Origin of the sequence: Phocaeicola sp. RTP21198st1_B8_RTP21198_201120, assembly GCF_040929485.1 — a bacterium.
GTDB lineage: Bacteria > Bacteroidota > Bacteroidia > Bacteroidales > Bacteroidaceae > Phocaeicola > Phocaeicola dorei.
This window is the reverse complement of the sequence record NZ_JBCOCI010000105.1, coordinates 1-12,826: the sequence shown is the minus strand read 5'-3', so window position 1 is coordinate 12,826 and position 12,826 is coordinate 1. Positions and strand designations below refer to the sequence as shown.

Sequence of the window (12,826 nt, the reverse complement as noted above, 5' to 3'; positions counted from 1 at the left end):
ATTATCTGCAAATTCAGTAATGAGAGGACGTGTAAACGCAATAAGGACGTTCAAGGGCTTAGTTGCGGATTTGAGGTCATTAAGTTCTAGTTTGAAATTAGCAGGAGTAAAGTATAAAGTGAAAAAATCTCTTCTCGAAAATGTAGACATAAAAAAAGGAGCAACGCCTTGCTCCAACCTTTGTTAACCTTAAATCTAATACTATGAAAAACACATTGCAAAGGTACGGACTTTAGTGAATTTTGCAAATAAAACAACTAAAAAAATATGTTCTCTAACACGTTTTAATACTTTTATCCTATTTGTTAAGGATAAGGACCTTTTTTATTTACTTGTATTTTATCTTTTTTACATATAAAACCGTATATTTGTTGCCACTTTTGCAAAAGGATAAAAACGAATGGTTTCAGTAGATAATTTGAAAGTAGAGTTTGGAGTAACGCCTCTGTTTGAGGACGTGTCATACGTTATCAATAAGAGAGATCGTATTGCGCTGGTCGGGAAGAATGGGGCCGGTAAGTCTACTATGCTTAAAATATTGGCAGGAATACAGGCGCCTACTTCAGGTAGTGTTTCTGTTCCGCGTGATGTGACGATAGGCTATCTGCCTCAAGTCATGATTCTGAGTGATAAACATACTGTGATGGAAGAGGCGGAGATGGCTTTTGAACATATCTTTGACTTGCAGGCTAGTATTGAGAGAATGAATCAGGAATTGGCGGATAGAACAGACTATGATTCAGAAAACTATCATAAACTGATTGAGAAATTCACACATGACAATGAACGCTTTCTGATGATGGGAGGTACCAATTATACGGCTGAGATAGAACGTACATTGATGGGGTTAGGATTTAACCGGGAAGATTTTAACCGTCCTACATCCGAGTTCAGTGGTGGTTGGCGTATGCGTATAGAGTTGGCCAAGTTGTTGTTGCGACGGCCCGATGTGTTGCTGTTGGACGAGCCTACCAATCATCTGGATATAGAAAGCATTCAATGGTTGGAAAACTTTTTGAAGACAAGTGCGGGGGCCGTTGTATTGGTGAGTCACGACCGCGCATTTATTAATAATGTGACCAATCGTACGATTGAAATATCTTGCGGGCATATCTATGATTATAAAGTGGCTTACGATGAGTTTGTGGTATTGCGCAAAGAGCGTCGTGAGCAGCAATTGCGTGCATACGAGAACCAGCAGAAGCAAATTCAGGATACGGAAGATTTCATAGAGCGTTTCCGTTATAAGGCTACCAAGGCTGTCCAGGTGCAGAGCCGCATCAAGCAATTGGAAAAAATAGTTCCTATTGAAATTGATGATGAAGATAATTCAGCCTTACGGTTGAAGTTTCCGCCTGCCATGCGTTCCGGCAATTATCCGGTCATTTGTGACGGGGTGAAGAAAGTATACGGCAGTCATCTTGTTTTCCACGATGTGACTTTGACTATTAATAGAGGTGAGAAGGTGGCTTTTGTCGGAAAGAACGGGGAAGGTAAGTCCACTTTGGTGAAATGTATAATGGACGAAATCCCATACGAAGGTAAACTGACCATCGGGCACAACGTACAGATTGGTTATTTTGCTCAGAATCAGGCTCAGATGCTGGATGAAAATCTGAGTGTTTTTGATACGATTGATTATGTGGCAAAAGGGGATATTCGTTTAAAAATTCGTGATATTCTGGGAGCATTCATGTTTGGAGGCGAGGCTTCTGATAAAAAAGTAAAGGTACTGTCGGGTGGGGAGCGGAGTCGTCTTGCCATGATAAAACTTTTGTTAGAACCGGTGAATTTCCTTATTTTGGACGAACCTACCAACCATCTGGATATGCGCTCAAAGGATGTATTGAAAGAAGCTATCAAGGAATTTGATGGAACGGTGATTGTTGTTTCTCATGACCGTGAGTTCTTGGATGGACTGGTGACCAAAGTTTATGAATTTGGAGGTGGAGTAGTAAAAGAACACATTGGCGGCATTTATGATTTTTTACAGAAAAAGAAAATAGAGAGTCTGAATGAGTTGCAGCTTTCGGCTTCTCCTACTGTGTCTGCCACTAAAAAGGAAGAACCCGAAACGGTCAGTGAGAACAAATTATCTTATGAGGCGCAAAAGGAATTGAATAAGAAAATTCGTAAATTGGAGAAACGAATTGCGGATTGTGAACAAAAAATAGAAAAGCTGGAAACTGAGATTAGCGGGGTGGAAGCCGATATGGCTACTCCCGAAGGTGCATCGGATATGGCTTTGTATGAAAAGCATCAGAAACTGAAAAAGGACTTGGATCAGACGGTAGAAGAATGGGAGGCCGTTTCTATGGAATTAGAAGAGATGCAGGGAAGTTAATATGTATCATATATATAGAACAAATGAAAGCAAAACATTATTTACCAATGGCTGTATTGGCTCTGGCAGTAGCTGCCGGATGCGACAGTAAAAAGGAAGCCGTCATGACTTCGGGTATAGACTTGACAAATTTGGACACTACGGCTGTTCAAGGAGCTGATTTTTATCAGTATGCTTGTGGCGGATGGATGAAGAAACACCCTCTGACCAATGAATATTCCCGTTTTGGCTCATTCGATATGCTTGCCGAAAATAACCGGGAACAACTGAAAGGATTGATTGTGGAAATTGCTGCCGGACAGAATGCGCAAGGTACAATAGGTCAGAAAATAGGGGATATCTATAATCTGGCTATGGATAGTGTGAAACTGAATGCGGATGGAGTAACTCCTATTCAAGCTGATTTGGAAAAGATTGCTTCAGTGAAGGATAAATCGGAAATAGTTCCTTTGATGGCGGAACTGGCTCATAGCGGTGTATTCCCTTATTTCAGTTTCTATGTGGGTGCCGATATCATGGACAGCAAGAGCAATTTGTTTCAATTGTATCAAGGGGGTATCAGTCTGGGTGAAAGAGAATATTATTTGGACAATGATGATGTGACTACCAATATCCGTAATAAGTATAAAGAACATATTGTAAAGATGTTCCAATTGGCTGGTTTTGATGAGGCTGCCGCTAAAAAGAAAATGGAGGCTGTAATGGATATCGAAACCCGTATTGCGAAAGCTTCTTTCAGTGCGGTGGAACAGCGTAACCCTGCGGCCAATTATCATAAAATGTCTTTGGATGAATTAAAGAAAGAGATTCCGGGCATTGACTGGGATGCTTTCTTGAATGGTATAGGCGTGAAAGGGGTGACTGAACTGAGTGTTTCTCAAGTGGAGCCGATTAAAGAGGTTGAGAAAATTATCAATAGCTTGCCGGTTGAAAATCAGATCGCTTATATGCAATGGAATCTGATAGACAGGGCTGCCGGTTACTTGAGTGATGATTTGGTAGCACAAAACTTTGATTTTTATGGAAAAACACTATCCGGTAAACAGGCTAACCAACCTCGTTGGAAGCGTGCCGTAAGTACTGTGAATGGGGTACTGGGTGAAGCGGTAGGTCAGATGTATGTGGAGAAATATTTTCCGGCAGCCGCAAAAGAACGTATGGTGCAGTTGGTAAAGAATCTGCAGACCGCATTGGGAGAACGTATCCGGAATTTGGAATGGATGGGTGACAGCACAAAGATTAAAGCTATTGAGAAGTTGAATTCTTTTTATGTAAAGGTAGGCTATCCTGATAAGTGGAGGGATTATATCGGTTTGAATATTGAAAAAGATTCTTATTGGGCCAATGTGAAGCGTGCTACAGAATTCGAACTGGATTATATGTTGTCCAAGGCAGGCAAGCCGGTTGACAGAGATGAATGGGGAATGACTCCGCAGACTGTCAATGCATATTATAATCCGACCACGAATGAGATTTGTTTTCCGGCAGGTATTCTTCAATATCCGTTTTTTGACATGAATGCTGATGATGCATTTAATTATGGAGCTATTGGCGTGGTTATCGGTCATGAAATGACTCATGGATTCGATGATCAGGGACGTCAGTTCGATAAGGATGGTAATTTGAAAGATTGGTGGACAGCCGAAGATGCCAAACGTTTTGAAGAACGTGCTCAGGTAATGGTGAATTTCTTTGATAGCATTCAGGTTTTGCCGGGACTCAATGCCAACGGTTCTTTGACTTTAGGTGAGAATATAGCCGACCATGGTGGTTTGCAGGTTTCTTTCCAAGCGTTTAAGAATGCGACAAAAGATGCTCCGCTACCAGTAGAAGACGGATTTACTCCGGAACAGCGCTTCTTCTTGTCATACGCCGGAGTGTGGGCTGGCAATATCCGCGACGAGCAGATTCGTTTGCAAACAAAGTCTGATCCACATTCATTGGGCAGATGGCGTGTGAACGGAGCACTCCCTCAAATTGGTGCATGGTATGATGCTTTTGGCATTAAAGAGGGGGATCCTATGTATTTGGCTCCTGAAAAACGTGTCTCTATTTGGTAAGCTTTATACATAAAAGATAATAAAAAGCATGGTAATTGCTGATAATTTGGCATTTACCATGCTTTCTTTTTGGAATTTACATGATAAACACCTACTTTTGTGCCCGATGAAACGGAGACGATATATAGCATGGGTATTAATGTTGGTCAGCATAATCATGTTGACTGCATCTGTTCTGCCTCATCATCATCACCGGGAAATCCTTTGCTTGCAGCATGATATGACTTTGTGCGGCTGTCAATGTTCTGTACAGCATCAGCAGCATAATAGTTCCGATGAGAATCATACATGTAATGCCGGATGCGTGACCAAGTTTAAAAGTGTAACTCCGGATCGGGCTCAGGACAGTGTTTCTCCTGATTATTCGTTTTGTTTGTTGCTATATACGGTAACGGATGTATTGGCGCTTTCATTGCAGTTGACAGAACACAACACATTACCTTATAATTACTATTTAGAAAAACTGCATTCTACGTGTCTTCCCCACGTAAAGGGGTTGCGTGCTCCTCCTTGCGATGTTCTTGCTTAACAGATAGAAAGTTTATCTTTTTATCCGCAACTTTGTTGCATTTTCTTTACGCTAATTTTGTATTTAATAAAAAAGTAAGAACAAATTATATCATCATGAAGAAACTTATCTTTATGGGAGTCTTGGGATTATTTCTTTTAGGCTCTTGCAACAGTAAATCGGAACATGACCATGAGGGGCATAGTCATGAAACGGAAAAAGCACATAATCATGATCATGAAGGCCATGATCACGAGCATGAGGAACACGATCATGCGAGTGAAAACCACGAAGGACATAACCACGAGGCAGAGATGGCAGCCGGACATTCCGATGAGATAATCCTGGCTCCGGAAAAAGCGAAAGCAGCTGGAGTAGAATCGGAAATAATCCAGCCTAAATCATTCCGTCAGGTAATAACGACCAGCGGACAGGTACAGGCGGCACAAGGTGATGAAAGCGTAGTAGTTGCCAATGTAGCCGGTGTGGTTTCTTTCCGCCATCCGGTAACGGACGGTATGAGTGTGAGCAAGGGGGCTCCCATTCTGAATATCTCTGCTGAGAATATGCCGGACGGAGACCCTGTAAAACGTACCCGTATCGCATATGAAACCGCCAAAAAAGAATATGAACGTGCCGCCAAGTTGGTAAAAAGTCAGATAATATCACAGAAAGATTTCAATGCCATTAAGGAGAGTTATGAAAATGCATTATTGGCATACGAGGCTATTTCAAAGAACCAGACCAAGACAGGTGTGTCCGTTACAGCTCCTTTAGGTGGCTATATCAAGAATTGTCTGGTGAAGGAAGGTGATTATGTGTCGGTAGGCCAGCCTTTGGTGAGTATCACTCAGAACCGTCGTCTGTTCCTTCGTGCAGATGTTTCCGAGAAATATTATGGTTATCTGCATAGCATCCAGTCGGCAAACTTCAAGACTCCATACGATAATAAGGTATATGAGTTGGGTGAGTTGAAAGGGCATCTGCTTTCTTATGGTAAAGCATCCGGTGGTACTTCTTTCTATGTACCTGTTACTTTCGAATTTGATAATCGGGGAGATGTGATTCCCGGTTCGTATGTGGAGGTGTATCTGCTCTCGTCGGAAATGCCCGATGTGCTGGCCTTACCTGTTACAGCATTGACCGAAGAACAGGGCTTGTATTTTATTTATCTGCAATTGGATGAAGAAGGGTATAAGAAACAGGAAGTGACTTTGGGGGCTAGTGACGGAAAGGAAGTTCAGATTCTTACGGGGTTAAAAGCCGGTGACCGTGTGGTAACAAAAGGAGCCTATCAGGTGAAATTAGCATCGGCCAGCAATGCGATTCCGGCTCATAGTCATGAACATTAATCAAGCCGCCCTATGCTAAATAAAATTATACATTTTTCCCTTCAAAACCGTATATTGGTTCTGGTGGCGTCGGTTTTGCTGCTTATTGGCGGTACTTACACGGCTTTTCATACGGAAGTCGATGTGTTCCCCGATTTGAATGCGCCGACTGTAGTGATTATGACTGAAGCGAATGGTATGGCTGCCGAAGAGGTGGAACAATTGGTAACCTTCCCTGTAGAAACTGCTGTGAATGGTGCGACCAATGTGCGCCGGGTGCGTTCATCTTCCACCAATGGCTTTTCCGTTGTGTGGGTGGAATTTGAATGGGATACTGATATCTATCTGGCCCGTCAGATTGTTAGTGAGAAATTGTCCTTGGTCAGCGAGGAATTGCCCGAGAATGTAGGTAAACCTACCATGGGACCTCAATCCTCTATTTTAGGTGAATTGCTGATTATCGGTCTGACTTCGGATACTACTTCCATGCTCGATCTCCGTACACTGGCAGACTGGACTATCCGTCCGCGCCTGCTTTCTACGGGAGGTGTGGCACAGGTTGCCGTGCTAGGAGGTGATATCAAGGAATATCAGGTGTTGCTTGACCCTGCCCGCATGAAACATTACAATGTTACGTTGACAGAGGTGATGAACGTTACCCGTAACATGAATCAGAATGCCAATGGCGGAGTGATTTATGAATATGGAAACGAATATATTGTTCGTGGGGTGCTTTCCAGCCATGATGTGGCTCAGTTGTCACGTTCCGTCATTAAGACGGTGGAAGGGGTGCCCGTTACATTGGAGGATATTGCCGATGTGAAGATCGGTTCGCAGGAACCAAAACTAGGTACTGCTTCGGAGAGAGGAAAACCTGCCGTACTGCTGACCGTTACCAAACAACCCAAGACTGGGACTATTGAACTGACAGAGCAATTAGAAGCCGCATTGAAGGATTTGCAGAAGAATCTTCCGGCTGATGTGCACGTTTCTACAGATATTTTCCGTCAGAGCCGTTTTATTGAAAGTTCTATCGGCAATGTGAAGGATTCGTTGTATGAAGGTGCTATTTTTGTGGTGATTGTTCTCTTCCTGTTCCTTGCCAATGTACGTACCACGGTTATTTCATTGGTAACCCTTCCGTTGTCATTGATTGTTTCTATATTGACTCTTCACTATATGGGGCTCACCATCAATACCATGAGTTTGGGTGGTATGGCTATTGCCATTGGTTCGTTGGTGGATGATGCTATTGTGGATGTGGAAAATGTATGGAAACATCTGCGCGAGAACCGCTTGTTGCCCGAAGGGGAACGTAAAAGCGTGATTGAAGTCGTGTTCAATGCTTCGAAAGAAGTGCGTATGCCTATCTTGAACTCTACCTTGATTATTGTAGTCAGCTTTGTTCCTTTGTTCTTCCTGACAGGAATGGAAGGTCGTATGCTGGTTCCGCTGGGCATTGCCTTTATTGTGGCGTTGTTTGCTTCTACGGTAGTGGCTTTGACACTGACTCCGGTACTGTGCAGCTATCTGTTAGGTAATAATAAAAGTAAAGGATTACCCAAAGAGGCATTTGTAGCCGTATGGATGAAAAAGCATTACCGCAATACCTTGTTATGGTCCTTGAATCATAAATCCGTAGTATTGGGTTTTACAGGTGGACTGTTTGCGGTGGCATTGGTTATGTTTTTTGCATTAGGACGTAGTTTTCTGCCATCTTTCAATGAAGGTTCGTTCACCATTAATATCAGTTCATTGCCGGGAATTTCTTTGGCAGAATCGGACAAAATGGGACACCGTGCGGAAGAGTTGCTGATGTCTATTCCCGAAATACAGACTGTAGCCCGTAAAACGGGACGTGCCGAACTGGATGAACATGCACTAGGGGTTAACGTGAGTGAAATTGAGGCTCCGTTTGAATTGAAAGACCGTTCCCGTCAGGAACTGGTAGCCGATGTGCGTGCCAAGTTATCTACCATTACCGGTGCGAATATCGAAATAGGCCAACCTATCAGCCATCGTATCGATGCCATGCTTTCGGGTACCAAGGCCAACATTGCCATCAAACTGTTTGGTAACGATTTGAACAAGATGTTTGCCATCGGTAATCAGATAAAGGATGCTATCAGTAGCGTGGAGGGTATTGCCGACTTGAATGTGGAACAACAAATCGAACGTCCGCAGCTCAAGATTGTTCCCAAACGCGAGATGCTTGCCAAATTCGGTATTTCCTTGCCGGACTTTGCCGAATTTGTATCTGTAAACATGGCGGGTGAAGTTGTTTCGCAGGTATATGAAGAAGGCAAAGCGTTTAATCTTATTGTCCGTACCAAGGACGAGGTGCGTGATGAGATGGAGAAAGTGCGTAACCTGATGATTGATACCGGTGACGGTCAGAAAATCCCTGTCAACTATGTAGCCGATGTGATTTCTGCCATGGGACCGAATACCATCAGCCGTGAGAACGTGAAGCGTAAGATTGTGATTTCAGCCAATACCAGCGGCCGTGATTTGCGCAGCGTGGTGAATGATATACAGGAACGGATTGATGCGCAAATCAAGCTTCCCGAAGGATATCATGTGGAATATGGCGGTCAGTTTGAAAGCGAGCAGGCGGCCAGCCGTACGCTGATGCTCACTTCGTTTATGAGTATCGTAGTTATCTTCCTGTTGCTTTATACCCAGTTTAAGAATGCAGCCCAAAGTGGAGTCATTTTGTTGAATTTGCCTTTGGCGTTGATTGGTGGGGTATTTGCATTGATGATAACAACGGGTGAGATAAGCATTCCGGCTATTATCGGCTTTATCTCGTTGTTTGGTATTGCTACCCGTAATGGTATGTTGTTGATAAGTCATTACAATACGTTGCGCGAAGAAGGTATGGATTTGAAAGAAAGCATTCTTCACGGTTCGTTAGACCGTTTGAACCCTATCCTGATGACTGCATTGTCTTCCGCGTTGGCTTTGATACCTTTGGCGTTCCGTGGCGATTTGCCGGGTAATGAGATACAAAGTCCGATGGCGAAAGTTATTCTGGGAGGTCTTTTGACATCGACTTTCTTGAACGCTTTCATTATTCCGATTGTTTATGAACTGATGAATCGAAAGAAGAAATAATAGAAATATATGAAACGAATCTTATTTATAATAGCCTTCTGCTCTCCCTTGCTGGCGCAGGCCCAGAGTATTGAGCACATTTTGAAAAGCATCGAGCAGAATAATAAAGAGCTCAAGGCGCAGAAACATGCAGCCGATGCAACCAAGATGGAAAACCGGACAAACAACAACTTGCCTGACCCTACAGTGAGCTACAGTTCTTTTTACAGTAATGGTGCCGAAGGGGGGCACGGTACGGAACTTGTCGCTTCACAAGGTTTTGATTTCCCTACTCAGTATATTGTCCGCAATCGGCAGGCTACTTTGCAGAACGAAGCGGTGGACAAGCAACAACAGGCTGCTCGCCGAGATATTCTGCTGAATGCGAAGAATCTCTGTCTAGACCTTATTCTGTTGAATCAGGAAAAAACATTGATGGATATCCGTATGAAAAATGCAGATGAATTACAGGCACTTTATGAAAAGCGTCTGACTACCGGTGATGCGAACATATTGGAAGTCAATAAAATCAAAATGGAACGTATGAATGTGCAGACGGAAGTTGCCCAAAACAGCGCAGCCCACCGCACTGCCTTGCAATCTCTGCTTGCCATGAACGGCAACATGCCTTTAGAATTTGCTGAAACCACATACCCTGCCATACAGGAAATCAATGATTACAATGTCATGCGGGATGAAGTGATGGCATCAGACCTTGACTTGCAGGCCGCCGTCGCCACTGCCCGTGCCGCCGAGAAGCAGGTTTCGGTAGACCGTCAAGGATGGTTGCCGAAACTGGAAGCCGGTTTTCGCCGTAACACGGATGATGCGGTTTCGATGAATGGTTTTGTGGTAGGGGGCTCCTTGCCTTTGTTTCAGAATCGTAAAAAGGTAAAGATAGCCAAGGCACAGGCTATCAGCGCACAATTGATGCAAGAAAATGCTAAAGATCAGGTTGAAGCTTCTCTGATGTCTCTCTTCAATGAGATGCAGCAGTTGAAGGATGCCATGAATGCGTATGATGTTCCTTTGATGTACCGTTCGCTGGATTTATTGAAGCAAGCATTGACCGAGGGACAAATTTCATTGATTGAATATTTTGTGGAAACGGAAAATATTTATAAGAATCTCCAGGCGTATATGCAGATTGAGAATCAATACCAGAAGGTGATGGCGAACATTTACAAGAATAATCTGTAAAGCTGACAGTCTGTTCTTTTAACGCAGGTAGGGTAAAAACGGATGGCAGGATGGTACGGATAGTCAACAAACTATATCCGTGTTATCCTGCTTTTTCATTTAAAAAAGCAGACTGTCGCTGTCAAAAATGTACCGAAGCGGATTGTGTTTTTTTGTCCGTAATCTTCCGGCTGATCAATGTTGCCGATAAGGTTTCTATTTCCTCCAGTCTCACATTATATCCGTCCGCCAGATGGTCTGTCAGCTGGTTTCCCAGGTTGGCTGAATCGTCCTATGATGATACTCTCCTTAAAGCCGAAGTACTTTGGCTAGAAATTCGAAGAATGCCGGTTACGTCCTTTTTTTGATTCTTAATAAAAGCTGGAAACGATTGTCGTTCAGAATGGCATAAAAAAATGTGCCGGAAGAATTGGGCTACCTTTTATGACAGAGTGACTTCCGACACATTTTTTCTTGTTTATTTCTATTTATTTCTTTTTTTTCTTGGCTTCTTTCGCCCATTCTTTCGCTCCCTGCTCTTTCAGTTTCGCGGTGAAAGCCTTTGCTTTTTCCATGCTTGCGTTTTCGTCTTCGGGTGAAGCGTATGCATGTTTGTAACCTTTGGTCACGTTCCATTCACCTCGTGTGAAGTCCGGGAAGGCTACTGCCGCACAGCCGTTGTCCATAGAGATAGCTCCCAGTTCGGCCAGACAGCACCATTCGGCCAAGTCATATACATCCATGTCCAAAGGTAGTCCGTTTTGCAGACAATATACCAGACGGCTATCCATGATGAAGTCCATACCGCCGTGGCCGCCGACTTCTTTTGCCATTTCACCATATTTCTTTAAAATAGGATGCTGGTATTTCTCAATAAGCGCTTCCATTTCTGCCTGGGGTAAGAATCCGTGAGAGTTCAAATCGTCTACTTTGGGTTGCACGCCCGATGCGGTCAGTTGTGCTGCATCCAAAGCATATCCTTCAACGGGATATTTATTGGCAAACCCTTTGCTTCCTGTCAGTTGGTACAAGCGGTTGTAAGGTTGGGGAGTCATTACATTATGTTGGATTTCAATAACTTTCCCATTTGCTGTGCGAAGCAGGGTGGTGGTATGGTCTCCGTTGTAGAATTCTTTACATTCTTCGCCGGTTCTCTTCTCCACTAAATCTTTACCAACAACAGATTTGGTGTCCATAGCTACTAAAGTGGTTATACGGTCACCACGATGGATATCCAATGCTTGTGCTACAGGACCCAAGCCGTGAGTGGCATATACATCACCCCGGTGTTTCATGTTATAATCTAAACGCCATCCTAGTTTGTCTTCTTTGCCGTTTTTCCAATAATGATCCCAGAACGGGCTTAAATTGTGAATGTAGGCTCCTTGGGCACGGATTATTTCGCCAAATACACCTTGTTGTGCCATATTCAGTGTATTCATCTCAAACCAGTCATAGCAACAGTTCTCAAGAATCATGCAATGCTTGCGGGTTTTTTCACTCAGGTTGATTAAATCCCAGCATTCTTGCAGGTTCATGGCCGAGGGAACTTCAATAGCTACATTTTTACCGTTTTCCAATGCGCATTTTGCTACGGGGAAATGATGCAACCAGTCTGCGGCGATATAAACTAAATCTATGTCTGTACGTTTACATAATTCTTCATATCCCTTTTCTCCGGAATAAATGGCAGCTTTCGGCATAGATGCTTTCTTTAGGATATCCTGACATTTTTCTGCACGAGATGCTTCATAATCACAAAGTGCCACAATTTGTGTGCCGGGAATATAAGTGAAGCGCTCTACGGCTCCGGGACCTCGCATTCCCAATCCGACAAATCCTACGCGGACTACTTCCATTTTCGGGATGGTTAAGCCTAATACACTTTTCTGGCCGGACGGACGTTCAGGAGTGTCAATCACAATGGTTCCTTTGTCCCATTTCCAGGAATCTCCTGAACTTACGGTTTGTGCTGTCGTGGTTTGTGGTAAACACATGCATAGGGTTGTACCCATACATAAGCTTATCATCAATGATTTAAAGGTTCTCATACTTTTTGAATTTAAAGATTAAAATTTAAAAATATAGGTTGTTTCTTGAGTCAACTACTTGAAACTTAATTATATTTCACATTAATAATAAGAATATTTTTTATTTTTGCGCTCAAAGATAATTAATCTTTTTTGATTATGGATATAAGTTCGTCCTCTTTTTTCTGAGAAAAAGGTGAGTTAATCCTTAATTCCGCAACACTATTATAAATTAAACTTTTTAAGTACCTGAGCAACAAAAAGTTGCTCAGGATTTT

At 43.0% G+C, this 12,826-nt stretch carries 7 protein-coding genes and 1 pseudogene; 7 read left to right on the top strand and 1 reads right to left on the bottom strand.

Annotated features, from left to right (window positions below):
- From AB5935_RS21900 to AB5935_RS21870, 7 genes and pseudogenes are all read left to right on the top strand, one after another.
- Positions 1-187: pseudogene (locus tag AB5935_RS21900) on the top strand (hypothetical protein); the annotation flags it as partial.
- Positions 188-400: 213 nt separating this feature from the next.
- On the top strand, positions 401-2,344 hold the full coding sequence (locus tag AB5935_RS21895; RefSeq protein ID WP_007836721.1) for an ABC-F family ATP-binding cassette domain-containing protein: 1,944 nt from the start codon (positions 401-403) through the stop codon (positions 2,342-2,344).
- Between the two features lie 23 nt (positions 2,345-2,367).
- Positions 2,368-4,404: a M13 family metallopeptidase gene (locus AB5935_RS21890; RefSeq protein ID WP_038612188.1), complete on the top strand. Its 2,037-nt coding sequence runs from the start codon at positions 2,368-2,370 to the stop codon at positions 4,402-4,404.
- Between the two features lie 28 nt (positions 4,405-4,432).
- A complete protein-coding gene (locus tag AB5935_RS21885; protein ID WP_038608738.1) occupies positions 4,433-4,933 on the top strand; it encodes a DUF6769 family protein in 501 nt (166 codons plus the stop codon).
- Positions 4,934-5,028: 95 nt separating this feature from the next.
- Positions 5,029-6,264: an efflux RND transporter periplasmic adaptor subunit gene (locus AB5935_RS21880; RefSeq protein WP_007842257.1), complete on the top strand. Its 1,236-nt coding sequence runs from the start codon at positions 5,029-5,031 to the stop codon at positions 6,262-6,264.
- 12 nt (positions 6,265-6,276) lie between these two features.
- Entirely contained in the window at positions 6,277-9,360 is a 3,084-nt protein-coding gene (locus tag AB5935_RS21875) for an efflux RND transporter permease subunit (protein ID WP_038608741.1), read from the top strand.
- Positions 9,361-9,369: 9 nt separating this feature from the next.
- Complete coding sequence (locus AB5935_RS21870) at positions 9,370-10,539, top strand: TolC family protein (protein WP_007836726.1); 1,170 nt, start codon at positions 9,370-9,372, stop codon at positions 10,537-10,539.
- Positions 10,540-11,006: 467 nt separating this feature from the next.
- Here AB5935_RS21870 and AB5935_RS21865 read toward each other — a convergent pair whose 3' ends face one another.
- Positions 11,007-12,569, bottom strand: coding sequence for a Gfo/Idh/MocA family protein (locus AB5935_RS21865; protein WP_038608747.1), 1,563 nt, complete (start codon positions 12,567-12,569; stop codon positions 11,007-11,009).
- Positions 12,570-12,826: the final 257 nt, after the last annotated feature.